23 protein-coding genes are annotated in these 22,779 nt (G+C 50.2%); 3 read left to right on the forward strand and 20 right to left on the reverse strand.

Annotated features, from left to right (window positions below):
- Nucleotides 1-4 precede the first annotated feature (4 nt).
- From FE839_RS05445 to FE839_RS05510, 14 genes are all read right to left on the reverse strand, one after another.
- The gene (locus FE839_RS05445; RefSeq protein ID WP_138359823.1) at nucleotides 5-955 is read right to left on the reverse strand and encodes a lysophospholipid acyltransferase family protein; all 951 of its coding nucleotides are present in this window, start codon (nucleotides 953-955) and stop codon (nucleotides 5-7) included.
- Between the two features lie 2 nt (nucleotides 956-957).
- Nucleotides 958-1,626 (reverse strand): DsbA family protein, encoded by a 669-nt coding sequence (locus FE839_RS05450; protein WP_138359824.1) that lies wholly within the window; start codon nucleotides 1,624-1,626, stop codon nucleotides 958-960.
- Between the two features lie 67 nt (nucleotides 1,627-1,693).
- A complete protein-coding gene (locus FE839_RS05455; protein ID WP_138359825.1) occupies nucleotides 1,694-1,900 on the reverse strand; it encodes a DUF4762 family protein in 207 nt (68 codons plus the stop codon).
- Nucleotides 1,901-2,097: 197 nt separating this feature from the next.
- Nucleotides 2,098-2,769 (reverse strand): DNA-binding response regulator, encoded by a 672-nt coding sequence (locus tag FE839_RS05460; RefSeq protein ID WP_138359826.1) that lies wholly within the window; start codon nucleotides 2,767-2,769, stop codon nucleotides 2,098-2,100.
- 22 nt (nucleotides 2,770-2,791) lie between these two features.
- Nucleotides 2,792-3,328, reverse strand: coding sequence for a fimbrial protein (locus tag FE839_RS05465; RefSeq protein ID WP_138359827.1), 537 nt, complete (start codon nucleotides 3,326-3,328; stop codon nucleotides 2,792-2,794).
- A gap of 9 nt (nucleotides 3,329-3,337) precedes the next feature.
- Nucleotides 3,338-4,387, reverse strand: a complete 1,050-nt coding sequence (locus FE839_RS05470) for a fimbrial protein (protein ID WP_138359828.1) — start codon at nucleotides 4,385-4,387, stop codon at nucleotides 3,338-3,340.
- On the reverse strand, nucleotides 4,387-5,016 hold the full coding sequence (locus FE839_RS05475; protein ID WP_138359871.1) for a fimbrial protein: 630 nt from the start codon (nucleotides 5,014-5,016) through the stop codon (nucleotides 4,387-4,389). Before FE839_RS05475 ends, FE839_RS05470 begins: the two co-directional genes overlap by 1 nt.
- Before the next feature lie 18 nt (nucleotides 5,017-5,034).
- Nucleotides 5,035-5,778: a fimbrial biogenesis chaperone gene (locus FE839_RS05480; RefSeq protein WP_138359829.1), complete on the reverse strand. Its 744-nt coding sequence runs from the start codon at nucleotides 5,776-5,778 to the stop codon at nucleotides 5,035-5,037.
- A gap of 25 nt (nucleotides 5,779-5,803) precedes the next feature.
- Nucleotides 5,804-8,278 (reverse strand): fimbria/pilus outer membrane usher protein, encoded by a 2,475-nt coding sequence (locus FE839_RS05485; RefSeq protein WP_138359830.1) that lies wholly within the window; start codon nucleotides 8,276-8,278, stop codon nucleotides 5,804-5,806.
- A gap of 75 nt (nucleotides 8,279-8,353) precedes the next feature.
- Complete coding sequence (locus FE839_RS05490) at nucleotides 8,354-8,908, reverse strand: fimbrial protein (protein ID WP_138359831.1); 555 nt, start codon at nucleotides 8,906-8,908, stop codon at nucleotides 8,354-8,356.
- Nucleotides 8,909-8,989: 81 nt separating this feature from the next.
- A complete protein-coding gene (locus FE839_RS05495) occupies nucleotides 8,990-9,517 on the reverse strand; it encodes a fimbrial protein (protein WP_138359832.1) in 528 nt (175 codons plus the stop codon).
- A 687-nt stretch (nucleotides 9,518-10,204) separates the two neighbouring features.
- Nucleotides 10,205-10,936 (reverse strand): amino acid ABC transporter ATP-binding protein, encoded by a 732-nt coding sequence (locus tag FE839_RS05500; protein ID WP_138359833.1) that lies wholly within the window; start codon nucleotides 10,934-10,936, stop codon nucleotides 10,205-10,207.
- 11 nt (nucleotides 10,937-10,947) lie between these two features.
- Nucleotides 10,948-11,616 (reverse strand): amino acid ABC transporter permease, encoded by a 669-nt coding sequence (locus FE839_RS05505; RefSeq protein ID WP_138359834.1) that lies wholly within the window; start codon nucleotides 11,614-11,616, stop codon nucleotides 10,948-10,950.
- Nucleotides 11,617-11,622: 6 nt separating this feature from the next.
- Entirely contained in the window at nucleotides 11,623-12,414 is a 792-nt protein-coding gene (locus FE839_RS05510; RefSeq protein WP_138359835.1) for a transporter substrate-binding domain-containing protein, read from the reverse strand.
- Between the two features lie 198 nt (nucleotides 12,415-12,612).
- On the opposite strand from FE839_RS05510, the gene FE839_RS05515 reads away from it, so the two are divergent.
- A complete protein-coding gene (locus FE839_RS05515) occupies nucleotides 12,613-13,935 on the forward strand; it encodes a CapA family protein (protein ID WP_138359836.1) in 1,323 nt (440 codons plus the stop codon).
- A 439-nt stretch (nucleotides 13,936-14,374) separates the two neighbouring features.
- Here the strand turns inward: FE839_RS05515 and FE839_RS05520 are convergent, their stop codons facing one another.
- Nucleotides 14,375-15,016, reverse strand: a complete 642-nt coding sequence (locus tag FE839_RS05520; RefSeq protein WP_241675610.1) for a TetR/AcrR family transcriptional regulator — start codon at nucleotides 15,014-15,016, stop codon at nucleotides 14,375-14,377.
- Nucleotides 15,017-15,235: 219 nt separating this feature from the next.
- On the opposite strand from FE839_RS05520, the gene FE839_RS05525 reads away from it, so the two are divergent.
- Nucleotides 15,236-16,405 (forward strand): MFS transporter, encoded by a 1,170-nt coding sequence (locus tag FE839_RS05525; RefSeq protein WP_171034826.1) that lies wholly within the window; start codon nucleotides 15,236-15,238, stop codon nucleotides 16,403-16,405.
- A 273-nt stretch (nucleotides 16,406-16,678) separates the two neighbouring features.
- Here the strand turns inward: FE839_RS05525 and FE839_RS05530 are convergent, their stop codons facing one another.
- The 5 genes from FE839_RS05530 to FE839_RS05550 are packed head-to-tail and all read right to left on the reverse strand — an operon-like array spanning nucleotide 16,679 to nucleotide 21,737.
- Nucleotides 16,679-17,779 (reverse strand): DmpA family aminopeptidase, encoded by a 1,101-nt coding sequence (locus FE839_RS05530; RefSeq protein WP_138359838.1) that lies wholly within the window; start codon nucleotides 17,777-17,779, stop codon nucleotides 16,679-16,681.
- 12 nt (nucleotides 17,780-17,791) lie between these two features.
- Entirely contained in the window at nucleotides 17,792-18,634 is an 843-nt protein-coding gene (locus FE839_RS05535; RefSeq protein WP_138359839.1) for an ABC transporter permease, read from the reverse strand.
- Nucleotides 18,624-19,514, reverse strand: coding sequence for an ABC transporter permease (locus FE839_RS05540; protein WP_138359840.1), 891 nt, complete (start codon nucleotides 19,512-19,514; stop codon nucleotides 18,624-18,626). Before FE839_RS05540 ends, FE839_RS05535 begins: the two co-directional genes overlap by 11 nt.
- A complete protein-coding gene (locus tag FE839_RS05545; protein WP_138359841.1) occupies nucleotides 19,507-20,643 on the reverse strand; it encodes an ABC transporter ATP-binding protein in 1,137 nt (378 codons plus the stop codon). Before FE839_RS05545 ends, FE839_RS05540 begins: the two co-directional genes overlap by 8 nt.
- Nucleotides 20,644-20,678: 35 nt before the next feature.
- A complete protein-coding gene (locus FE839_RS05550) occupies nucleotides 20,679-21,737 on the reverse strand; it encodes a polyamine ABC transporter substrate-binding protein (protein WP_241675611.1) in 1,059 nt (352 codons plus the stop codon).
- Between the two features lie 156 nt (nucleotides 21,738-21,893).
- Here FE839_RS05550 and FE839_RS05555 point away from each other — a divergent pair, with 156 nt between their 5' ends.
- Entirely contained in the window at nucleotides 21,894-22,736 is an 843-nt protein-coding gene (locus FE839_RS05555; RefSeq protein WP_138359842.1) for a MurR/RpiR family transcriptional regulator, read from the forward strand.
- The last annotated feature ends 43 nt before the right edge of the window (nucleotides 22,737-22,779 follow it).

Raw genomic sequence — 22,779 nt, forward strand, 5'->3', positions numbered from 1 at the left:
TGTATCAGTGATTAATAAAATAAAGCGAATGGCTATGCCATAACAGCCAGTCCTGCGGATAGTCACGCAGAGTGTTTTCAATTATTGTCGGTAGCGTGGTCGCAACCTCTTTCGCTGATTGCGGAGGATAGATTTTTATCTTTATTCCTTGCTGATAATAAAGATGATAAAAAACGACCTGTGCCGACACGATGCGAGAAAACCGCTGCACCCCATTGTGTAATTTCGCCGGGCGGCCAAATAGCCGACAATTTATTTTTCCGGACTGCGCCTCATGGGTCTGTACGGTATAGTCGGCAGGAATATCCGGGAAAATAATCATATTTTCCCGCCCTTCCGAAACGTTTGTCAGCAATGCCATCAACTCGCTGGCCAACGACCGATTATCCTGATGGATAGAGCAGTAAGAGAGCGCGACGCCGCCCGTTTTACGGCTGTCGACGCTATAGCTTTCCGCGCTGGATGAAACCACTACGCTGGCTTTTCCTGGGGTTACGCCAGCGCCGACTATCGCCGCCAAAATATCGGACACACAATGCAGGGGCGCCAGCACAACGGGCGTCTTTTGCGCCACCAGCGGGGCGACAATCACATCAAGTTCCCGCGTACACGCCTGAATTTCAGACAACGTGACCGGATGCTGCCCCCAGGTCGCCCCGAATTCTAGCAACTGGCGGCGGAAGGCCATCCATGCCGTATCAATTCGCTCCTTACCGCCGGTCAGACAACGGTAATTTTGCGTCGCCACCGCGGTACGCCCGCGATACCGCCTGCCCAATACGCCCAGCCGACAAAGTGACCGAACCGTTATAAACAGTAACGGCATGGCGGTATGGCGCATCACTCCGCGTACTGCCTTATTGCCGCCCCTCCGGCAAGGACGATAGCGCCGGACAAGCTGAGTGGACCATTTTCTTACGCTGAAGACGCACCAGACGATCAGAAAGCGCACCACGCTTACTCCTTGTCCTCGGTAAGTAACTGGCGCATATAGTCGGCAAATTCAGGGAACTGACGATCCTTCGCCACCACCCATTTTTTATTAATGATAAACAACGGCGTTGCGTTGATGTCGTAGAGGTCGGTAATTTTCGCCATATACGCGAGGCGTTCATCAACGGCTTTACTCTGGCGTACCTGATGATATTTTGCGACATTGATATTGTTCTTTTTCAACCAGGCATTAAGCGCATCATCATCAGCCAGATTAATACCGCGCGTCATCACCGCATTAAAAGCCCGATCGCGCATCTGGCGCTCAATGCCCATTAGTTCCAGCGTCGCAAAAACCGGCGCATAAACTGCCAGTCCATTTCTTTCAGCAGTAATATGGATCACTTCAAATGTGCTATCTTCCGGCAACGAGGCGGCGAATTTTTCAATATCCTCTTCATTTGAGGCGCAGTAGTGGCAGCCGTAAGACATCACTTCAATAACACTGTTTTCGTGTTTTATCGGGCTACTGGCAACCGTTGCACTATCTATTTTTCGTAGCGCCGAAGGTTTGCTGCTGTCCAGCGAAAATGTGTTAAATACAAAAATGTGATAACACAGTACGGTTATCAGCGATGAAATTAATGCGACCAGAAAGGTATAGCCAACAGCGGTAATGGGTTTTATCTTCATTCGATACCAGACTCGCGAAAATGGCGCATAAATAGATGGAGAGCTGCCCCTCCATCTGGCAGAGAAATTACTGGCGAATGCGATTCGGCACAAAGCACATGTTGTTAGCAGCATCTTTCATACTAACGGTTGAGTTGCCGTACTTATCAGTACAGGTGGTGACTTCTTTACAAGAAGAGACACCGCCAATAATGACCGATTCATAAGAGGTGGTGCACACTTCTTTGCATCCCCCAATAATAGCTGATGCTTCAATCATGCTTAATTTTTGCATTTATTAGATCCTTAACGATTTCCATTGATTGTATTTTCTTACACTTAGAGCCTATCCCACCAGGCGTTATTGGCGCAGACAGTTTGAGCACTGCCCAGGTTCAAAATGACAAGCAAAATAGTCCTAATGGGATAGGCTCTTACCAACTGGCTTAGAGAGCGGCCAGTTATTCTGTCGATGCCATATTTTGTGCAACGTTATGCGCAAGGCGTGGCGACTATGCACTTAAAAATATTAAAAAGCTCAACGTTATTTTTAGCATTTAGCTTTTTCATCAAACCACGTTTACAGCGGCTCAGTCGGCGAACATCAATCTGTTGCTCAGCGGAAATCTGTGACAATGATTTCCCTTTGAATATTTCTTCCATCAACCACCAGTCATCGCTGGAGATGCTGCGATTAAAATCCCTGGCCAACCATTTTTGCCGGGTATAATGAATCAACGAGCGACTAAAAAATATCTTTTTTGCCACCATAAGATTAGCACTTTCAACAAACTTAAAAAAATTCTCCAGTGACTCATTCTTTAATAACCAGCTTGCTTCCGGGAGCAGCGAATGCAGTGCAAAAAAAAGAGAAATATTATTCTCGCTTAATAAAATCACCAGTTGCTGATTTTCCCGGCAATAGTATTCTTTTATCGTATACAGTGCATGGAAGCGTTCTTCCGGTAAACTGTCGACATCGCAAAGGATCCAACGCAGTTCATTTTTCTTGCCGGGAAGCTGCAACGTATCTCTCAGTTGTGAAAAACTATTGAGCCTTGAGAAGGTGCAATCATTTTCACGTGTAGCAAGCGCTGAAACCACATTACGCACCCCTTCGGAAAAAAAGATATTCTTATCGTAGAGAAAGAAATGGCGACTCATTATTCATCATCCCTGATCTGTTCTACTGATAGTTTAAAGTGTAATTCGCTGTCGCCTGAAAGCCCCCGGTTTGCAAGGTTTTGTTACTCAAGGCGTTAGGCTCTCCTTCCACAAAAGCGTTGAAATTTAAACTCATAGAGGTACCGGAAATTGCCAGCGCGGTCGTCGGTACATTCAGTGAAATAGCCGTACCGTCGCTTTCTTCAAAACCGATACCGATGCCGCTGGCGGCTCCCGTCACCACCAGGCGGTCGCTCATATTGGTATTTTCCGTCCCGCTAAACGTCACAGTGACGGAATTAAACACCGCCGTACTGCAATCCTTCAGCGTAATAACGAATGCCTTTGGCAAGGATTTTCCTTCCGCATAGAGCGTGCGGGCAGAAATCTCGCCAAAATCCACGACAACATTTTTTGATAAAGGGTCAATGCTGCAACCGTGAGCTACTACCTCTCCTTGAAACTTCAAGTCACCGCCGATCAACTCACCGATGGCATGCACGGCGGTTGCCGAAAACAATGAATATATGATGACTATCGATGCGATTAACTGGCGCATGTTGTTCCCTTACTGAAACTCCGCCACCACGGTGGCTGATGCCTGAAATGCCCCCTCGAGAACGTCGCTTCCGGCCTGCGCAATAGGGGCTGCGGTCAAATTCCAGGTTCCCTGGTTGTTCGTAAAGCCCGGGACATCATAAAAGTGATTCGCGGCGACTAAACCCCCAGCGGAATCTTTCAAAATAATGCCGAGATTGGAACGGTCGACGGCCCCGGTGGTTCCTAAATAATCGCTATTAAAACTGGCGGTATTCGCCTGCTGAATTCCAAGCCGAATATTCAGACTACCACTGGTAAAACTCCCACCTTCGCACTTCACCTGAATCGGCACCGGTTGGCTATAATTCGAGCCATTAAGCGACGCCGCTGAACCAGGAATCGTGCCAAAATCGACCGTAATCGGTGAACCGGCATTAATGATACATTTGTCCGGAACGGTAATGACGCCCGAGTTAATTGAAACAATGGACATTGGCGTAGAGCCCATTCCTGCGCTGAGATTCCCCAGACGCCCATAAAGTTTGGCTATTTCCGTGCCCAGCAGATTAACGCCGTTAACAATCGGTTTGGTGATCATAAACGTCACCCGCCCCTTCGCGCCGGACTCAAAATTATTAAACTGTACACCTGGCGATGAACAACTATTCTGAAACGCCTGGTTTGATTCATTATCAAAAGGCACTGACAGGTATTCCATCCGATTACCGCGGATGTATATTTCAATTTTTACATCCATGTAGTCATTCAGTTTTAAATAACCGGGGCTACTTCCCGGCTGAAGCAGCGAGGCTGTCGCCGTGTAAAAAATCGGCTGGTTCGTTATGGTGGTCCCACAGGACGCCACGCCAGCATATTGCCCACCTAATGCAAACTCATAAGGAATAGTCGCGCCGACGGTGTTGTTGGTAATATTCTGGGTTGTGACATCAATATTATACATTTTAGGGCCACCAACCGGGGTAATTTCTCCCTCAACCGCACTCACCCCCAGAGACAATAAGCTGCCGCATAATACAATAGCGACACGAGATTTACGCCCGATAACCATTGTCGCCATTAGAGATACTCCATTTTCAAACGCAGCAGCCCGCTAAAGTCGCCTGCAATAACATTTCGTCCCGTGGACTCCAGTACGGCAATAAACGTCAGACTGCTATCGCCGGTTTTCACAATAAATGGCGGCTGGGTTTGATTAATATCCAGCGCTCGTGCTTTCGTATCCAGAAGGCGAATACCAGCACCTGACATGCTGCCGGTCAGGCGCAATAACTGGCGGTTCACCTCATCCGACTCACCGGTAAATGTTAACTGTACCGCCTGTTCGCCGGTGGTATAAAGGTGCTTACTGTTTCCCGTGGTCTTCGCCGCCATGCTATCGCGCGCCTGTGAAGCCCCTTTCAGGCAATCTTTCAGATCGACACGTACCAGTACCGGCTGGCTACGATCACCCGCCTGATGAAAACGGCGGGCGCTAATTTCCCCCATTTCGATAATCTGCAGGCGACTCTGAGGTGCAAGAACACACGGCGAAGCATAAACGGAACCATGGAATATCACATTACCGCCATCTTCCCCCTGATGATCCTGGTTATAGTGCTGCGGCTGTAGCGGAATAACAGCGTCGGCCAGCGTTTGCATACTGATACCGAAGACAAACAGTGCTAATAACGATAAACGCATTTTCATCATCAGGTTCCTCTTCAATTATCCTTGCTGCGATGGCGGGAGCGCCTTACAGGTATTTCCTTCACAGCGATATTTCAGTTCCGGATGACCGCCATAATCATTCACATACATCATCGCGAAATTACTGACGCTGGCATCGGTTACGCTAAATTCCAGGCTGGATTTCGGCGCAATCATAACCCCTGGGAACTTGGTTATTTTTTCACCCTTAGCCCGACTTAAGCTAATAATGGTGATGTAATAGGGCGTCGGATTTTGCGCGATCATCTTGTTACCGCGCTTTTGAAAGACGACCTGGTCCTGCCAGACCTCACTTTTGCTTTTAGGAATAATGGCCGTCGGGCGGTAAAATAATTTAATCCGCGACTGCATGGCTAACTGCAGGACATTCGCTTTATCCGGTTTAGGCGGAATTTCGCGCACGCTTAAATAAAACAGGCTTTCACGATCCTGAGGCAATTGGTTAATACCGTCGGTTTTCGTAACCCGTGCAACCCCTTTTTGTCCGCCGTTAATTCGCTGTAAAGGCGGCAGCACCACCAGCGGAGAGGTGATTTTGTTGCCTTTGCTGTCCTCAACCCACGATTGCGCGAGGAAAGGAATATCCGGGCTGGTGTTGGTTAAATTCGCACTTGCCGAACTGTCCTTACCGGTGATGATTAAGCGAGTACGATCCAACGAAACGCCAGCCTGAGCGCTGCCGCTTACTGCGGCCAGCATCAGGACACCCATCCAGCCGAATTTGTTGCTTGTTATACTCATTTTTCGCCTTTTATTACTGTCACTGTCATTTACACGGCAATAGCGCGGATGCTGAACGATGCTCTATTGATGGCGGGATGGCGATCTGACACTGCGTTTTCCCACTCCACATCACGTTTAGCCGTTCATGCGGATTGACCCCTGCCAGCCATCCCTGTCCACCTTCCATAATCATCGACACACTTACGCCATCGCCATTAATCACTTCGGCGCCAAAGGGCGGATAAGTCCCGTCAGCCAGACGAATGATGGCCATCATTTTCTCGCCTTTCGCCATACCGAAGGCCTGGTAGCCGATGGCACCTTCCGTCAACGTCGCGGTACTGATCGATTTTGCCGGTTCAATGGATTCCGACATCGCATCAACATCAACCCGGGTATCAAAGCTGTTGTAGCTCACGATGTCTGGAATAACGGCAATGCCGAAATTGTTGGTTCGTGATTTACCATCATTGAGCGGAACGTCGCCGATACCGTTGGTATTGACCATCACGCGAGCGGTATTGAGCGTCGCGCCGCTGTTGTGGAGTGCCGCGCCATGCCGGGTCGCCGTAAAGCCCCCGCGCAGAGTGCTACTCAGTGAAAAATAGTGATTTTGCTGATAGCTGGCGTTGCTGTTAATCTCGGCGTACTGCGAGCGACGCTGATAATAGCCATCAACATTGGCATAGCCATTCTGGCTCGCCCCGGCGCGAATCCGCCACAGGTTGTTGTAGTCGCTGCTGTCGGTATAAGAGAGCATCGGGCTGGTCTTGCCATTATTGGTCTGTATATCCAGACCGCTCCATTTGCTGTCGCCAACGGGAACGGAGAGCGTAAAAGCAATAGAGTCGTCCTTACGCCCCTGATAATCAGAACGATATGCCGAAATATTGGTGGTGATCCCCCGGATGTCGCCGATATTAAACGAGCGTCCCAGAGAGATGCCGTAGCGATCCTGACTACTGCGATTCCAGTAATTCTGATGGGTATAGGTCAGGAATAGGGTCGTCGCCTTGCCTGGTTCATCGGCCCAGAAGGTTTTATTCCCGGTAATGGTATAGATTTCTTTCTCCCGACCGAGACTGTCGTATCCTTCATAACGTTCATTCAGATATTGCGCGAATGAGCGGAAGTCTTGCTGAGAAAAGCGATAGCCCGCGAAGGTGATAGAACTGTTATATTCGTCGAAAGTCTTCGCATAACTCAGCTTGAACGACGTGCCTTTCAGGCGTTTTTGATTTGGCTGCTGGCTGTAAGACTCCGTGACATCCAGTGACAGCGCGCCAAGTATGCTGAGATCCCGGCCAATACCGGCGGCAACCGACGTATATCCCGCCCCCGCCGTCTGCAACCCGCCATACAACGACCAGGCGTTGGTCACCCCCCAGGAGAAATCGCCGGATGCAAATCCTGGCCCCTGGATTTTATGGTTATAGCGGGACGGCGCCCCGACGGCCACGTTGTAACGCACGTAACCTGGACGCGTGAGATAGGGAATATTGGCGGTGTTGACCTGGAAAGTGGAAATGGCGCCGTCCTGCTCTTCTACCTGAACATCCAGCGTACCGCGCACCGAACTGCGTAAATCCTGAATATTAAACGGCCCGGCGGGGACCGTCGTTTCATAAATAATGCGTCCATTCTGCCTGACGGTGACTTTCGCGTTACTCTTTGCCAGTCCGCGAATTTCTGGCGCGTAGCCCTGCAGATTCGGCGGCAGTTGACGCTCATCGCTGGCAAGATTAAGCCCGGTAAAACGTACGGTATCAAAGACCTGAGAATCAAGATAGATTTCTCCCGCCGTCAGTTTTGCCGCCATCATCGGCAATGGGCGATAGGCGTAAATCCGACCCATATCAAAATCGAACTGATGCGTCGAGCTGTAATAGCTGGTCTGGTATTCACCGCGTAAGCGCCAGCCGCCCAGGTTAGCGCCAGCCTGCCCATAGCCGCTCAGCGAGGTGTAATCGTCGTGCATATTGAGCTGCCGGGTATATTGCCCGGTGAGGCTATAGTCAAACAGAACGCCACCGATCCCCTGATCCCAGCGTTCGGGCGGCGTCCAGTTTGGATCGTTATATTTCATCCATGCCTGCGGGACAGTAATATCCAGCACGCCGGCATAGTTATTCAGGCTGGAGCCTGGAATGGTCAGTACGTTGTAACAATCCTGAAACGGTTGCTCTACCTTCCGTTGCGCTTCTTCTTTCAGGGCCAGCCTTGAAACGACTTCGCCGTTAATACAGGCCTGGGTGCGCTTACCATCTTTAGAGGGCAGATAACGAACCTTGTGCTGCCCTACGGCCTGACCATTAATTTTAATGTCCAACAGGTAGTCGCCTGGCGGAACATAATTGTCGGTAGCAAAGCGGCTTAAATCAATATTGTTGCGGTCAGCGGCATCCAGCACGTCAGTATTAAATTCCACATCCGTTGAAGCGTAAGACATAGACGCGCAGCAGAAGATCATTATCTGAGAGAGGATTACATTTATTTTTATTTTCTGTTCTGCTGACATGACTATTCATCCCGAATCATTCAGTAAAATATCGTGCACAACAAACAAGCTAAAATATGAATAACTGGTTTGTTTCTAGTTATAATCCATAAAAAAGCGAGTGACGGCGTAAAACTCCCCAGCCTTAATATGTTGCTGAACCGGAACCAATGAAGCGGTGAATCTCAGCGTATTATTCTCATCACTCAGAAGATATCCCGAAGAGGGTTCCCCGAAGGTTAAAACCTCTCCATGACGATCGCGAATCTGTATGCCAAACCCCTTCCCCTCGCCATCGGGAATTAATACGGTGGGATCCTGCGACGACGCATTTCCTGTAAAGGTTATGGTGGCATATGCACCAGGCGTTGACTGATTTTGACTGCCGAAAGACTGACAACCGACTAAGCGCACCATAAAAGGCCGAATAAGCTGACTTTCCCGGTTCATATTAATGTCGCGAGCGGATACGTTGCCAAATTCCACCCACAGTTCTCGCGAGGCCGGATCGATATCGCAGGCAGCCGCGACCAGCTCGCCAGAAAGCGCCAGTTGCCCGGGCGTAGAATTAGTACTCAAAGCATGTCCGGAAAAGAGCAATATCGATACGAATAGCGTTATCAGCCGCTTTTTCTCTGAATCCTTAACCATACTCAGAATCCCATATTATCTGGCCTGTCCCTCAAATATTGCGGGGAGAACACCTCCCCGCGCACGATAATTCAGCGTCGATTATTGATAATCGATAGTGAAATTGATCGTTGACTGGAATGCGCCTGCTGTTACAGTCGTAGCGCCGCTTTCTGCTTTCAGGAATGCCACGAAAGGAATGGTGTTGGCACCATCAACCAGGGTAACCGCCGTGGTCGGCTGACCCCAGACAACAGTCTGGCTGGCGCTGTCTTTCAGGCCAATGCCCGCGCCAGTTGCCTGACCGGAGGTGAACGCCGCCAGAGTGCTATCGTTCGGATTCACTGTGGACGGGCTATAGGAAACAACAGCGCTGCCGGCAACGGTGGTATCGCAATACTGTAGTTCGATGTTTTTGGTTTCAGTTGCCTGACCACCGCCCTGCAGCAGGGAAACAGGAACCTGACCAAAATCAACGGTTACCGGGCTGGACGACGGCGCCAGACCACATGCGGTATTTACCAGCTCACCCGAGAGTTCAATCTTGCCGGTAGTGCTATCAGCCAGTACAGACATAGAGCCCAGCGCAGCAGTTAATGCCACAGCCATAGCAACTTTATTCAGTTTCATAGAAAATTCCTGCGTTTTAAATTTTTATCCTAAAAAGTAAAGAGCAATAAAGTTGTAGCGTTATACACAACCTGCTGCCCTCCGCATCACCGAAAATCCCTTTTAATAATTAAATCCCACCCTTCAGAATTTAATTACATTGAGTCTTTCCCTTGACCGCAAAAAACATATCAAATCATTTCCAAAGCCTAAAGGAATATATTGGAAAGAGAATTAAAAAAACATTTAAACTCGCGAGCCACAGCGCATCAGAAAATTAACTCGCAAGAAGGCGGGATATATCCTAAAAACAAATTACGAAAAGCAACTAATAAACCGGATTAATGACAGAGAAACGCAAAGCAATCACAACATATATTACAACCCATTAACAAAAAATTCGCAATTAATATTGTCGAGAGCCAAAAAATCAGTGAAGCGGCATCGTTCACTCGCATTTACCGGCATGAATGTTTTTTTTCAGGTGATGTTGGCGCAAGCCAGATGAAGCGGTTCGCGCAGCGGCGGCTCGCAGAAAATACCGGGAGGCATGGGGTAAGCAAAGGCCCCATGCCGCTCACAGGCAACCGGTATGAAGGCTATCCCCATATTGACAGTGAGCGAAACCGCTCACTGGTCAGGAGCTGGCGAAAATAAAAACGCGCCGTTTCGCCGGGCAATCGCAGCGATGAATAGTCGATCATGCGGTCATCGAATGGACTGCAAAAACTTGCGGGTACGTTCGTGTTGCGGCTGAGTGAACATATTCTCTGCGGAGCTATCTTCCACAATCACGCCGTCGGCCATAAAAATAACCCTGTCGGCCACATCCCTGGCGAACGACATCTCATGCGTCACCAGGATAAGCGTGGTCTGATGATCGACAATCGAGCGGATGACCTGCAGCACTTCATTGACCAGCTCAGGATCCAGCGCCGATGTGGGTTCATCAAAAAGGATCACTTTCGGTTTGACCGCCAGCGCACGGGCAATAGCCACACGCTGCTGCTGACCGCCGGATAACATCGCCGGGTAGCTGTCGGCTTTTTCACGCAGACCCACTCGCTCCAGCAACGCCATCCCGATTTCATTGGCCTGTGCCTTCGGCATTTTTTTACCGATGATCAGCGCCTCGGTAATATTCTCCAGCGCCGTTTTGTTCTTAAACAGGTTGTAATGCTGGAAGACCATTCCGGTGTGTGCCCGTAACGCAGTCTCTTGCTGACGGGTAAATTTCCGCGCATCAATCACCTGATCCGCGATTTCCAGCGTACCGCTCTCCGGCTTTTCCAGTAAATTGATACAACGCAGAAGAGTCGATTTACCGGAACCAGAAGGGCCAATAATCGCCACCACCTGCCCCTGCGCGATCTCCAGGGAGATGTCTTTCAGTACCGGATTGCCATTAAATGATTTATGCAAATGACGGATTTTCAGCATAGCGCGGTTCCTCAGCGGTACGGGCGGTTGAGACGATGCTCAATCGATTTTTGTAGCAACGTCAGCAGGATGGTCACGGCCCAGTAGATCAGCGCTACCGCCAGGTAGCTCTCCAGAAAGCGAAATGAGTTACTGGCAAGAATTTTGGTCTGCGCAAAGATATCGGTCACGCCAACGGTAAACGCCAGGGATGACTCTTTGATCAACATAATCAGGTAGTTGCTCATCCCCGGCACAGCAATACGCACCGTTTGCGGCAGAACGATACGGCGAAAACCTTGCCAGCGGGACAATCCCACGGACAGGCTGGCTTCCATCTGCCCCTTGTCGACCGAGTTCATCGCCCCCCGGAACTCCTCCGCCAGATTTGCGGCGGTCTTAAAGCTGAGAGCAATAATGGTGGCGGAAATGGCGTTCATCATGCTGATCCCCGGAAACAACTGCGGGATACCAAAGTAAAAGATGAACAGCGTTACCAGTGTCGGCACGGAACGGAAAAACGAAATATAGACTTCAGCAAACTGCGTCAGAACCACAATACGGTTACGGATAATCAACGCCAGCACCATCCCCATGACCGAGGCGATAACCATAGAGGTTATCGCCAGAAACAAGGTCACAGGCAGGTAACTGAGCAGCGTTGGAAAAGCTTCCAGCATAAAGCTCAGATTAAAATTCATCTCTTATTATTCCTTGCTGACATCCTGTTTCAGATACTGCTCAGAGAGTTTTGTCAGCGTACCGTCCGCTTTCAGCGCAGTGAGCGCATCATCAAACGCTTTACGCAACGCATCGCCCTTTTCATTTTTCACGAACGGGAACGCTTCCTGATAACGGTAAACCGGGTCACCTGATTTTTTCAGCGGTAAACGGGAGTTATCGATCAGCAATTGCGCGCCAGCGCGGTCCATAATGTAGGCATCGATACGGCCCAGCGCGACATCCTGAATAATAGCGCTTGGTTCATCGTAAGTATGAATATCTATACCGGCATCCGGGTAATTCTTACGTAAAAAGTTTTCTTTGCTGCTGCCAACGTCGACACCCAGTCGTTTACCTTTTAAATCCGCGATATTTTGAATAGAATCATCGTTCTTACGGGTTACCAGTTGGGCGCCGGAATAAATATAAGGCTGCGAAAATTGGTATTTCTCACGGCGCTTATCGTTGACTTCCACCTGGTTCGCAATGGTGTCGATCTTACCCGCATCCAGCATCCCGAAGAGGCCGGTCATATCCGCAGTGGTTAACTCCACACGGCTGTAGCCTAATTTTTTCGCAATGGCGTTGACGGTAGCGATATCATAACCTTCGTAATCTTTGCCATTTTGTTTGTATGAAAAACCGATACTGACGCCAAAGGTGCCAACATGCAGTACTTTTTCATTAGCAGCCGGTTTCTTATTGTCGTCGCAACCGGCCAGCAGGAAAGCACTTAAAAGTACTGTGGTTATTATCCCTGATTTAAAATTAAACATGGTAATGCCCTTGTCATCATGGGTGATTATTGATGTTGTGGTGTTAAATTTAAGCACGCCAGTTTAAATCACTTCAGGAACAACTTATATTCCTGTTTGAAATTATTTATAACATACAGGAATAATCCATTTCTGCATGACAGAGATATCATTCTTACCATTAAAATGGCAAGTACCGAGAATAACCAGAGGGTTAGTATGAGAATTATTGCTTGCGGTGATTTATTGTTTTCGAGCCGAAATCTGGCGAAAAGATTAGATTCCAGCATCGTAGAATTATTACAAAGCGCCGACGCGGTGTTCGCCAATGCCGAATTTAGCTGTCCGCAACCGAACCTCCCGCCAGCAGCGGGCCGCGGTTATATTACCGCCGTAAAACCCGTTACGCTGGATGAGTTCGTCGATTTAAATATCCGCCTGGTCTCCTTTGCCAACAATCATACCGGCGATTTCGGCTGGGAAGGCGTGATCGATACGATGGAAGCCGCCGAAGCGCGTAATCTGATCCCGTGCGGCCTGGGGCGTAACCTGGATGATGCCCGTCTTCCCCGTTTCCTCGACACCGCCAAAGGGCGTGTCGGCGTAGTTGCGCTGGGTTCCACTCGCTCAGAAGTGTTTCTGGCGGCCAACGGCGGCGCAGGCACTCTGCCACGCCCGGGCCTGAACCCGCTGCGTTGGGGGCGCGCTTACGTTTTACCGGATGACCAGTTTGAACAGCTCAAAGCCATCACCCGTTCACTGGGGATTGATGAGAGCGTCCGCGAGGGTATGCGCGTCGAAGTGATGCCGCCAAAAGATGAAAACGAATTCATATTCGGCTCGTTGTTCGAGAGCGCCCTGCAGATTGAGCGCGGCGAAAAAGCCCATGTACGTACCTGGTTTAATGAGCAAGATTGTGTCGCCAACGAGCGTAGCATTCGCGACGCGGCAAATCGGAGTGATTTCACCCTGGTTAGCCTGCATACCCATGAAGGGGATAAAGATAGCTGGTACTCTCCGGAGGCGCCGGAATTTATCGAACGCTTTGCCCGTCGGGCGGTCGATGCTGGTGCAGACACGGTTGTCTGTCACGGGGCGCACTTTATGCGCGGTGTTGAAATCTATAACGGCAAGCCGATCTTCTATAACCTCGGCAGCCTTCTGATGGAGTTCGAAGCCGGCGAGTCTATCATCGGGCCCGAGATGTATCAGGCGTATGGCCATGCGGTGGATGCCCGCCCTTCTGAGCTACACCGCGCTCGCGCCAAAAACAGCGCAGGCGAGTTCACCGGTTTCAATGCCGAAGCGCGGTTTTCTCAAAACGCCCTCGCCATATTTGATGTGACCCCTGACGGTTTGGCCTGCCAGTTACTGCCTCTGGATTTGGGTATGAACCGCGAACGTGTTCTTTCTCGTGGTCTGCCGGAAACGGTCACCCATCAACAAGGTGCAGAAATTGCCAGTTTGCTTACCCGGTTGAGTCAACGTTACGGCACCAGGTTTACCTACGATCAGGAAAGCGGCTTAATTAAATTCTCTTAAGCACGCACGATTTCAGGCCTTAACAAACCCGCCAGTTGACCGCTAAGCCACTGGCGGGTTTTTAATGTAAAGGGAAAAGGCGGGTCTGCTGACAGCCGCGATACCCGGCCTGATGCCTTATGGGGGAAGATGTTTCAATGATGCTCTCTTTTTCAATGCAGCAATAACACGTTGCACAGTAGAATACGGCAAATCCACCCGTTCCCCCTATTTCAGCCAGCGTGCGTCTTTCGTTATTACGTCACCATGTAATATCCGCTACACAAATAACGCCCTCCGTTTTACCGGTGTTTACTTCACTTTCATATTCAATGTATGTATGAAAATATTGGCCATATGATGCGGTAATAGCGTGATTCTGCGTGGGAAGTTTTATAATGAATGTTGTCCAGGCCTTCCGCTCTCAATGAAAGGCATTATTTCTTCGACGAAAATCATATTAAGCTTGTGGGTATTCGTCAAAAAACATATCCAGCCCGGCTTCAAACAATTCACCGATATCCAGAGGGTTTGACGGATCAAGCATACCGTTGTGCACCATCCCGAGCCAGTTTGGCGCCAGTAAGAGATGAGGAAACTGGACCAGTTTGTCACACCTGAGTTCTCCCTCTCTGAATGCGGTCTCCAACAACGGCCTCAACGTATCGATCAGCGGTTCATGAACGTCCTGTAAATACGCTTTAGCCAGCGCCGGAAAACGGGTGCTTTCAGTAATCACCAGTCTGGCAATTTGAGCCCGGCCCGATGACTCCAGCGTTTTTATGACAGGTAAAAGCACACGCTTCAGGTATTGCTTGATGCTCTCTCCCTGCTGACGTGGTTCAGACTGAAGTTCCAGAGGAGCTGTCACAATAAACTTCTGCAAAACGCTTTCGAAAAGACTCTCTTTCGTCTGAAAGTAGTTATATACCGACCCCTTGGCCACCCCTGCTTTTTTACAAATGTCGCTGACTCGCGCATCAGCAAAACCACGCTCAATGAATTCCTCCATCGCCGCTTTGATGATGGTTTCACGCGTTTTTTCGGTCTTTAATCGGCTTGGGCCTCGTTTCTTACCTGTCCGTCCTGAACTCTTGTTCACACCATTCTCCTCCTGCCTGCGGACCCGATTACAAAATTGACCTTTAGGTCATTTTTGATCTAATATTGTGACATGCGTCATATAATGACCGCAAATTATTGTCAGACGATGCTCTCATCGTTCTCCTGTACATACCGGAAGTGAGACAAAATGCCCCGGATCCCCGCAGTCAATATTAACAAAGCATTACTGGTTTTGTTCGCGCTTGTCGTTCTGGGGATGAACTTACGAAGTCCTCTGACGGCTGTTCCGCCCGTTCTTCAGTCAATACGTAACGATCTGGCTCTGAATGCAACGTTGTCAGGGCTTCTGACCAGTATTCCCGTCCTTTGTTTCGGGGTTCTCACCCCCCTGGCATCCCTGCTGATTGCCAGAATAGGGATTAATAAAAGTATGTGGTTTACGCTGGTCGGCACTGCTATCGGCATTTTGTTTCGCCCCTATACCGGAACGCTCGGGATGCTGGCCGGCACATTTCTTCTCGGTGCCGCCTTAGCGGCAGGAAACATTGTCAGTCTGATGATTATTGCCCGGGATTTCCGTCAGCGCATGAGTATGGTAACGGGTATCTACACTTCCTCCCTTAATATTGGCACTATGCTGACAAGTTCTTTGACGGCCCCAATCGCACTCTTTACCGGCTGGCAATTTGCACTGGCCAGTTGGGTATGGCTCCCCCTATTTGCGCTGGTATTATGGTTATACTCACAGCGGCGAAGCGCGCCTGCGACCAGCATTTCGCCGGAATATAATCCATTGCCGCTACAGTCCTCGCATCCTGTCTCCGGGATAAGAAAAATAGCGATTGCCGCACTGAGCGCGGGTTTTGTGGCGCATCTCTTTATTTATTATGGCATCACCGCGTGGCTACCTTCATATCTGATAACAAATGGCGGTATGCACGCGGCGACGGCGGGAGGGATCGCCTCCATATTTCAGGGAATGGCTCTGCTGGGGGCGTTCGGTGTACCTGTGCTGAACCGTTATATCAAATCAGGTTATCTGATGGTCGCGATGGGGGTATGTTGGGGAGCATCGATTCTCTTTATGTCTTTTTTCCCCCGTCTCTGGCCAGTATGGTGTTTCATTGGTGGGATTGCCCAAGGCGGTGGTTTTGTGGTGATCTTTACTCTCATCATGCAGATATCGCCCGATCTTGATGATAATCGACGGATATCGGCGATGGTTCAGGGGATCGGATACACGCTGGCTTCTCTTGGCCCGATAGTTGTTGGGCAATTTCATGAAATGAGCGGGCAATGGCGCCACTCCTGGGAATGTCTGACAGGTGTCTCTGTGATTATGATTTTGTCCGGCGTCATCATCATCACAATTGTGGATAAAACAACGTCCCGGATCGAGCGGCCGGTTGAGGATGGTCAGCGGTGATAAGCTCCTGCTCTCTTTTACCCTATCCCCTTCCTCTCTTTTCTGACGTGTTTAATCATCAGAGTTCCGGGGGAGTCATTAAGTATGAGCAAGAAAACTTGTGATGTATGGCTTTCAGAGCGTCTTCCCCCTCGCTGAAGATGGGTTGTTTCCACAACTGTTGATATTGCAAAGGAATGCACGATATTCGTTAAGACTGAACTCTCGGATGATATAAAAAATCTGTCCTGGCTATCCGGGAACTGCTTGACATCCATTCCCGCCGGAGCCGCGTCACGCCTCTACCGCCGCAGGGTTCATTTGCTTAATCAACTGATATAATACCTGTGCATCAATGGCCTTACAGATCCCCGCAGGTCGTTGCATCACCGCGTCCTCGGCGGTCAACATCGCGTTAATGACCGCCTCGTGGGTGCTTTCCACCGCAGCCAGATAGAGGGCATCGAAGCATTCATCGTTCAGATACTCGAAAGACTGGTGCATTCCCGCCAGTTGTGGCAAAGGTGCAGCGTTAGCAGTGCTGAAAGCTAAAAAGATATCGCCAGAATTGTTGCCTCCCGGGCTACCGGATTTCGCAATCCCCAACCCTGCCCTCCGGGCCAGGCGCTGTAACTGGTGCGGCATTAGCGGAGCATCGGTAGCCAGGATCGTGATAATAGAACCACGCTCTCTTTCCAGTCCCGAAGGTATTTCGGGCATTAGTTTTCCCACCGGCACGCCAAACAGTTCGAACCACTCTCGCTGACCGTAGTTAGCCTGCACTAACGCACCCAACGTATAGTCTTTCCCCTCCACCGTAAAACGGCGCGATGCAGTACCGGTGCCTCCTTTAAAACCGTAACAAATCATGCCATTACCACCGCCGATGTTTCCTTCAGCCAGAATACCACCAGTTGCGCTATTCAACGCTGCGAGCGCATCTTCCTCAGTGATGTGCAGCCCGTTGATGTCGTTAATGACACCATCATAGGTTTCGGCAACCACTGGCATGGCCCACAGGTGATTCAACTGCCATATGTTGTGATAATGCTCGACGATCCAGCGTACCGCAGCGTGATGGACTATTCCGACCGAATGTGTGTTGGTCAGACATACTGGTCCAACGAAATAGCCGCCGTCCCGAATCCAGTGTCCACCGGTCATTTCACCGTTACCGTTAAGTGCGTGACAGCCTGCCCACACCGGCTGGGGCTCTGACTGGTACCCCCGGGGCAGTATTGCTGTCACTCCTGTTTTGATACGTTTGCCATCGCGACTGACACCATCAATAGTGTGATAGCCCACCAGCACACCTTCGACATCGGTAATCGCATTGTAGCGTCCCGTTATACCGGGAAATTTAAGCCCCAACTGACGCGCCCTAACTTTAGTCATTATCCTTTTCCTTTACCTGGCCGTCTGTCGGTTGCGCAAATACAGGCCCAGTGCGGCGATCAGCAGAGAGCCCAAAATCAATAGTGTGGCAATTGCATTAATCTCCGGCTTGATTCCCCGCCGGATCATGCCGTAGATCTGTACCGGTAACGTGGTAGCATCAACCCCTGCGATAAAATAAGTAATCACCAGATCGTCCATCGAAATGATGAAGGCCAGCAGCGCCCCGCCAGCGATACCAGGCGTCAGCATGGGCAAAGTGATGCGCCGGAAGGTCGTCCAACCGTTAGCGCCCAAATCCGCCGACGCCTCCTCCAGCCGCCCGTCCATACCCGCCAGTCGGGCACTGACGATCAGAAAAACGTAACTACACAGGAAAGTACAGTGACCAATGATGATCGATAGCCGTCCCAGTGGCACGCCCACGTTGACGAAAAAGATCAGTAGCGCGATGCCCAATACGATATCAGGCATCATCATGGGAACATACAGCAGGAAATTGTAGAACCCATGCAGCCGAAAGCGGTAGCGAGCCAGCGCCAATGCGGTCGCCGTGCCGATTGTTGTCGAGATGACGGTGGTACACAGTGCGACAAACAGACTATTTTTCAACGCTCGCAGTACCTGAGCCGTTGAATCAATGTAAAGCGCATTGTCTGCCAGCCGATTATCCATCCCAAATAGCGATCGATACCAGTCAACGCTGAATCCTTGCCAGACCATCATGTTGAGCGGGTTGGCATTAAACGAATAGATCACAATGAGCAGGATCGGCAGATACAAAAACGCAAAAAACAGTGTGCCGTAACCATTGAATAGCCAGGCGGCCAGACTCGCCCGAAGATTAGTGCGCATCACGCCTCCCGTAGCGACTACTCAGATAGAGATAGAGAAACAGTGCCAGCAGCACCATTGACATTAGCAGCATGGCAAGTGCTGCGCCGAACGGCCAGTTACGGGCGGCCAGAAACTGCTGCTCGATTAAGCTGCCTATCATCACCACTTTCGCCCCGCCCAGCAGTGAAGGCACAATGAAGTTCCCCAGACTGGGAATGAACACCATGATGCAACCTGAAACCACACCGGGCAGGGTCAATGGAAAGACGACCCTGCAGAAAGTTTGCGCCCTGTTGGCCCCGAGATCATAAGACGCATCCACCAGTCGGTGATCAAGCTTCTCGACGCTTGCATAGATGGGCAGAAACATAAAGGGAATGTAGATATATGCCATACCGATCAACACAGCGGGTTCGGTATAGATTAAATCCAGTGGCTTCGTCATCAACCCAGAGAACTGCAAGATTTCGTTGAGAAATCCTGATGGCCGCAGAATTAATACCCATGCATACAGTCGAACGATGAGACTGGCGAAAAATGGCAGCGTAATGAGGAAAAGCAAGAAATTACGCACTCTCGGCGACTTACCTCTGACCCAAAAGGCGATGGGATAGCAAATAAGCAGGGACAGTAGCGCACTCATCAACGCCACACGAAACGACGTCAGGATAATATGCAGGTAGAGTGGATCGAACTCCTCCAGTATGCCATCCGCCCAGCCCAGAATGCGGCCATAGTTATCTGGATAAAAGTGCCATTCGACACCGCCATACAGCCCAGGTGTCAGCACACTGAAAATCGCCATGATCGTCAAGGGGATAAACAGAAATATCCCCAGCAGCAGCGTCACGGGCGTCAGCAACCCCGTCAGAGCAAGAGACATTTTATTTTTAGGCATTGATTTCCTCCTCCCGCTGCAGCAAACGACCAGAAGCGATCGAGTACCACAGATGGACGACGTTACCCGGAAAAAGCGAATCTCGCCGCCCGGCGGAAATTTCACGGATCAAAGCCTTGACGACTTCCCCCTGCGAGGAACGCAGGACAATCTCAATATCCGTACCTAAAAAGATGACTTGTTCCACCACGCCGCGGAACTCGCCATAACGGGCGATATCCTCCGGAGGGGTTAACTGGAAATGCTGTGGTCGTAACAATAGCCAAAGTGTCTGTCTCTCCCGCCAGGGTCCGTTGGCGTCAACCAGGAATATCTCCCCGGCCTCGCTGATCAGTCGCAGTACGCCGGATTCACTACAATCCACTCTTACTCTAATCAGGTTACTTTCGCCGACAAAGCCAGCGACAAAACGGTTCGCAGGCTGATGGTAAACGGCCTCAGGCGCAGCGTTTTGTTGAATCTTTCCACCGTTCAGCACGATAATGCGATCCGACATCGTCAGGGCCTCGTCCTGATCGTGAGTAACGAAGATGAACGAGATACCCAGTTCGCTCTGCAAACGCTTCAGTTCGAGTTGCATCGTCTTGCGCAGGCTGCGGTCCAGCGCTGACAACGGTTCGTCCAACAACAATAATGTTGGACGATTAATGATGGCTCGTGCCAGTGCGACTCGCTGCTGTTGCCCGCCTGAAAGCTGCGATGGCCGACGTTTCTCCATCCCGCGCATGCCCACCAGTTCCAGCGTCTCTGCCACTCTCTGGTTACGCTCCCGGCGCAGTACCCCGTGGATATCCAGGCCATAACCGACATTATCAGCCACTGTCATATGAGGAAACAGAGCGTAACTCTGGAAAACCGTATTCACTGGTCGTCGGTGTGGCGGTACCTGATTCATTCTGTCGCCGAGAATGAACAGTTCACCGCTGTCCAGGCGTTCAAATCCGCTGATGCTCCGCAATAAGGTAGTTTTGCCGCAGCCGGAGGGACCCAGCAAAGTAACAAACTCATTGTCTCGCACTGAAAAACTGATGTCGTCCAGGGCCTTAACGCTCTGTCCCTCGGGTGTGCGGTAGTATTTAACGGCGTTTTCCAGGGCAACAACCGTACGGTAGTTATTTTCATGCAACATGGGCAATCCCGGTCAGTGTGCGGATATGGAAACGATCAGTTAGCGCTACGGAAGCGAGTCCACACCCGATCATACAGGCGCAGGTCTTTGCCCAGATTAGTGAAAATTTGGAGTTTTGCCCTGACCTCCGCTGGTGGGTTAGCCGCTGGGTTGTTCTTCAGCGCATCAGGCAACAGTGCCACCGCATCGCGGTTCGGCGTGCCGTTCATCTGCTGAGCCGTATTCAGTGCCGCTATTTCCGGCTGAAGAAAGAACTCCATAAATTTTTTGGCATTCGCCTTGTTCGGTGCACTATTCAGGACACACATGTCCTCCTGGTACATCGTCGCGCCTTCTTCAGGAATGACGTAGGCCAGTTCGTCCGGATTCTGAGACACATACATCAGCGCCCCAACGAAATATTGAGCGGCTGCCACATCGCCGGATTGCACCAACGGTACACTTTCATAGGTTAAGGCAGAGATCAGCGGCTTACGGGCGGTAAGCCAGTCGGCAGCGACCTTCAGATCCTCTGGGTTGGTGGTGTTTACCGATTTATGGTTGACTATCAATCCGACTCCCAGCGTTTCCCGCATGTCGTCGAGCATAATCACTTTCTTGCCTTTTTTTGCCTCGGCGAAGAAGTCCTCCCACGACGTAATAGGCTTGTCCACTTTCTTTTTATTATAGAAAATCCCCACTGTTCCCCAGGCGTACGGCAGGCAGTATTCTCCTTTAGGATCGGTTTTCGCCCGTAAAAACTGCGGATCGATATGGGTAAATCCCGGTGCCTGATTGATGTCCGTGCGAGCCAGCAGCTTCAGAGAGGCCATGGCATCTTGCATGTGCACTGAGGGAAAAACGATGTCGTAACCGCTGGCGCCAGCCTGGATTTTGGCCAGCATCTCCTCGTTGCTGCCGTAGGTATCAAGCTTAACCTCAATACCTGTCTCTTTAGTAAATCGGGACAACACCTCCGGGTTGATATAATCACCCCAGTTATACAAGTGCAATTCTTCCGCCGCCTGTGCTGCCCCGCAGCCTAGCGCACCTAGCAGCAGTAATCCGCGAGCGATATTCTTCAGCCGTTCTACCTTGTATCTGGTCTGCATCATTTCTTCTCCTCGTGGTTTTGACATAATTATGTCTTTCGATTGAAATTTGCAATTTTAATGCCAGACTAAGAGATGTCAGATGCAGTAAACGACATTTTTATGTCATAAAAATGGAAAAAGATATTTTTATACCTTAATCATCAACGAGGTAACCCGATGATCGAAGAACGGCTGAAACAGCTGGACGGTAAACTCACCCCAGCTGAATGGACGCTGTGGGCCTATATCAAGGCAAATCTTGAAAATATTGCGTTCGAAAATGGTGCAACGCTTGCGCAAAAAAGTGGCGTGAGTCCGAACACCGTCAGTCGCTTTCTGCGCCGTCTGGGCTACAAGGGATTGAAAGGACTCAAAGAAGATCTGCGTGACGAGGTACGAGTACGTTCTCTGCTTAATACCACCTTACTGGAACGGGTCGAGTCGAGAACAGACGATCTGACCCTCCATCTGAACCAGGAAATCGCCGCATTGGTCAAGTTTAGGGAACAACTCGACAGCCAGCACTGGCAGGATATAGTGGATTGTGTCAGCCAGGCGGAGCACGTTTTCATCTGTGGTTTTCAAACCATTCGCGGTCTGACAGAAGATTTCGCCAATCGCCTTTCGTTGGTCAGGCCTGACGTCACGTTTCTCGACCTCTATGGTGGCGTGTTGGGACGCTGGATCGACAGCCATGACAAACGCTGCTGTGTCATCCTGATTGATGTCGCACCCTACGCCGATGTGGGGATCGCATTCGCCAACGACTGTATTGGAGACCGTACAAACACCGATTTGGTCGTATTCACAGATGAATACGGCATTGCCAAATATATGAACACTCCACATATTATGGCTATCACCACTAATACCGGTCTGATGCTGGAGTCCACCGCCGGATTAGCCTACGCACTGAACGTATTACTGCACTGCGTCGCCGCCAGCAACCGCGACAAATTGCAACACAGACTGGAACTCTACGACAGCCGAGTCAAACACCTGAAACTCTACCGAACTTGACAACCTAAGGTGTCGGGCAGGTGATAAGTTAAAACGCATACAG

It is taken from the genome of Klebsiella indica, from assembly GCF_005860775.1.
GTDB classification, from domain to species: Bacteria; Pseudomonadota; Gammaproteobacteria; order Enterobacterales; family Enterobacteriaceae; genus Klebsiella; species Klebsiella indica.

Bases quoted from the DNA above. Each gene is read 5' to 3' on its own strand.
- FE839_RS05450 (WP_138359824.1), bottom strand. From the start codon at position 1,626: ATGAAGATAAAACCCATTACCGCTGTTGGCTATACCTTTCTGGTCGCA.
- FE839_RS05455 (WP_138359825.1), bottom strand. From the start codon at position 1,900: ATGCAAAAATTAAGCATGATTGAAGCATCAGCTATTATTGGGGGATGC.
- FE839_RS05460 (WP_138359826.1), bottom strand. From the start codon at position 2,769: ATGAGTCGCCATTTCTTTCTCTACGATAAGAATATCTTTTTTTCCGAA.
- FE839_RS05465 (WP_138359827.1), bottom strand. From the start codon at position 3,328: ATGCGCCAGTTAATCGCATCGATAGTCATCATATATTCATTGTTTTCG.
- FE839_RS05470 (WP_138359828.1), bottom strand. From the start codon at position 4,387: ATGGCGACAATGGTTATCGGGCGTAAATCTCGTGTCGCTATTGTATTA.
- FE839_RS05475 (WP_138359871.1), bottom strand. From the start codon at position 5,016: ATGAAAATGCGTTTATCGTTATTAGCACTGTTTGTCTTCGGTATCAGT.
- FE839_RS05480 (WP_138359829.1), bottom strand. From the start codon at position 5,778: ATGAGTATAACAAGCAACAAATTCGGCTGGATGGGTGTCCTGATGCTG.
- FE839_RS05485 (WP_138359830.1), bottom strand. From the start codon at position 8,278: ATGTCAGCAGAACAGAAAATAAAAATAAATGTAATCCTCTCTCAGATA.
- FE839_RS05490 (WP_138359831.1), bottom strand. From the start codon at position 8,908: ATGGTTAAGGATTCAGAGAAAAAGCGGCTGATAACGCTATTCGTATCG.
- FE839_RS05495 (WP_138359832.1), bottom strand. From the start codon at position 9,517: ATGAAACTGAATAAAGTTGCTATGGCTGTGGCATTAACTGCTGCGCTG.
- FE839_RS05500 (WP_138359833.1), bottom strand. From the start codon at position 10,936: ATGCTGAAAATCCGTCATTTGCATAAATCATTTAATGGCAATCCGGTA.
- FE839_RS05505 (WP_138359834.1), bottom strand. From the start codon at position 11,616: ATGAATTTTAATCTGAGCTTTATGCTGGAAGCTTTTCCAACGCTGCTC.
- FE839_RS05510 (WP_138359835.1), bottom strand. From the start codon at position 12,414: ATGTTTAATTTTAAATCAGGGATAATAACCACAGTACTTTTAAGTGCT.
- FE839_RS05515 (WP_138359836.1), top strand. From the start codon at position 12,613: ATGAGAATTATTGCTTGCGGTGATTTATTGTTTTCGAGCCGAAATCTG.
- FE839_RS05525 (WP_171034826.1), top strand. From the start codon at position 15,236: ATGAACTTACGAAGTCCTCTGACGGCTGTTCCGCCCGTTCTTCAGTCA.
- FE839_RS05530 (WP_138359838.1), bottom strand. From the start codon at position 17,779: ATGACTAAAGTTAGGGCGCGTCAGTTGGGGCTTAAATTTCCCGGTATA.
- FE839_RS05535 (WP_138359839.1), bottom strand. From the start codon at position 18,634: ATGCGCACTAATCTTCGGGCGAGTCTGGCCGCCTGGCTATTCAATGGT.
- FE839_RS05540 (WP_138359840.1), bottom strand. From the start codon at position 19,514: ATGCCTAAAAATAAAATGTCTCTTGCTCTGACGGGGTTGCTGACGCCC.
- FE839_RS05545 (WP_138359841.1), bottom strand. From the start codon at position 20,643: ATGTTGCATGAAAATAACTACCGTACGGTTGTTGCCCTGGAAAACGCC.
- FE839_RS05550 (WP_241675611.1), bottom strand. From the start codon at position 21,737: ATGATGCAGACCAGATACAAGGTAGAACGGCTGAAGAATATCGCTCGC.
- FE839_RS05555 (WP_138359842.1), top strand. From the start codon at position 21,894: ATGATCGAAGAACGGCTGAAACAGCTGGACGGTAAACTCACCCCAGCT.